At 72.2% G+C, this 1512-nt stretch carries 1 protein-coding gene; it reads right to left on the minus strand.

The genetic code is table 11. The annotated features are described in order from the left end of the window. Positions 1-600: 600 nt before the first annotated feature. A partial coding sequence (locus AB0K51_RS34810; RefSeq protein WP_363462296.1) for an FAD-dependent oxidoreductase occupies positions 601-1512 on the minus strand: 912 nt, incomplete at its 5' end.

Genomic DNA, 1512 nt, shown 5'->3' on the forward strand with positions numbered 1-1512 from the left:
ACCGCGTAGTAGTCGTCCGCCACCGACCGCATCAGATCCTCATCCGCCTCCGGCCACGGCATCCCCGTCACGAACGAGAAGAACCCCGCGATCTCGGGAGACGGATTGATCGACACGACAACAACCACCCTCTGAACCCAGAACCGACAGCACGGCAGACCACCCACCACACCGACCAACAGAACGGCCACCACCACCCGCGAGGCTCACCACCGCCGGTGACAGAACATCAACCGCGCGCCCGGCCAGCATGACCGCAGCCCCGATGAGCGCAGACCCGTTCACCGACTCGGCGCTCTCGCAACAGGAACCGACTCTGCCCATGGCCTCAGCGCTCCCCAGACGACCATGCGGTGCGTGGTGACGGGGTTCTCGGGCCGGATGGGCGCAGTGGGCGTCACGGCCCCCACCGGTCCGCCCCGCGGAGCTGGTGCGGATCCCGCCCCACCCTTCGCCGAGGTCCACGGCACCCCGTCGAGATCCTCCCGCACCGGCGCACCGGCGCAGCGCCCGGTGCTGCCCGAGCGGGACTGACGGCAAGAGATGACTGACGGCCCGTCACCTCCCCCGGTGGGGTGACGGGCCGTCAGCGGTCGTGGGTTACTTCGCGCCGCGCTTGGCCAGGAAGGCCTCGACCTGCGCGCGGACCTCGGGGGTGTCGAGGCCGCGGACGGTCATGGTGGTGCGGCGACGCAGCACGTCGTCGACGGTGTAGGCCCACTCGTTGTCGGCGGCGTAGGCGACCTGGGCCCAGACGTCGGGGCCGTCCGCGTGCAGCGGCTCGCCGAGGGCGGGGTCCTCGGCGATCAGGCGGGCGATGTCGAAGGACAGGGTGCCGTAGTGGGAGGCGAGGTGGCGGGCGACCAGCGGGTCCATCCGGGAGCCGGGCTCGTGGTCGATCATCAGGCGGTGGGCGACGGCGTTCGGGGCGCCGATGCCGGGCAGCGGGACGGTGGCGGGGAAGGCGGAGACGTCCTCGGCCAGGCCGACGCCGGGGGCGTGCTTGAGCTTGTCGAGCACGACGCGGCCGATGTGCCGGTAGGTGGTCCACTTGCCGCCGGCGACGGAGAGCATCCCGCCGCGGCCCTCGGTGACCACGGTCTCGCGCTTGGCGGCGGCGGTGTCGCCGGGTCCGCCGGGCAGCACCCGCAGGCCCGCGAAGGAGTAGGTGATGTCCTCGCGCCTGAGGTGTTCGTCGCGGATCGCGTGGGCGGCCTCGCCGAGGATCTGGTCGATGTCGGGTTCGGTGGCGCGGACGTCCAGCGGGTCGCCGGTGTACTCCTCGTCGGTGGTGCCGAGCAGGACGTGGTCCTCCCACGGTATGGCGAAGGAGACCCGGTACTTGTCGATCGGGATGGTCAGCGCGGCGCGCCACGGGGTGCGGCGCTTGACGACGACGTGGGCGCCCTTGGAGAGGCGGATCGACGGGGCGGCGCCCGCGTCCTCCAGGCGGCGCAGGTGGTCGACCCAGGGGCCGGTGGCGTTGAGGACGAGGCGGGCGTCGATGCCGAA

This window comes from Kitasatospora sp. NPDC049285, from assembly GCF_040678815.1.
In the GTDB taxonomy this organism is placed as follows: domain Bacteria; phylum Actinomycetota; class Actinomycetes; order Streptomycetales; family Streptomycetaceae; genus Kitasatospora.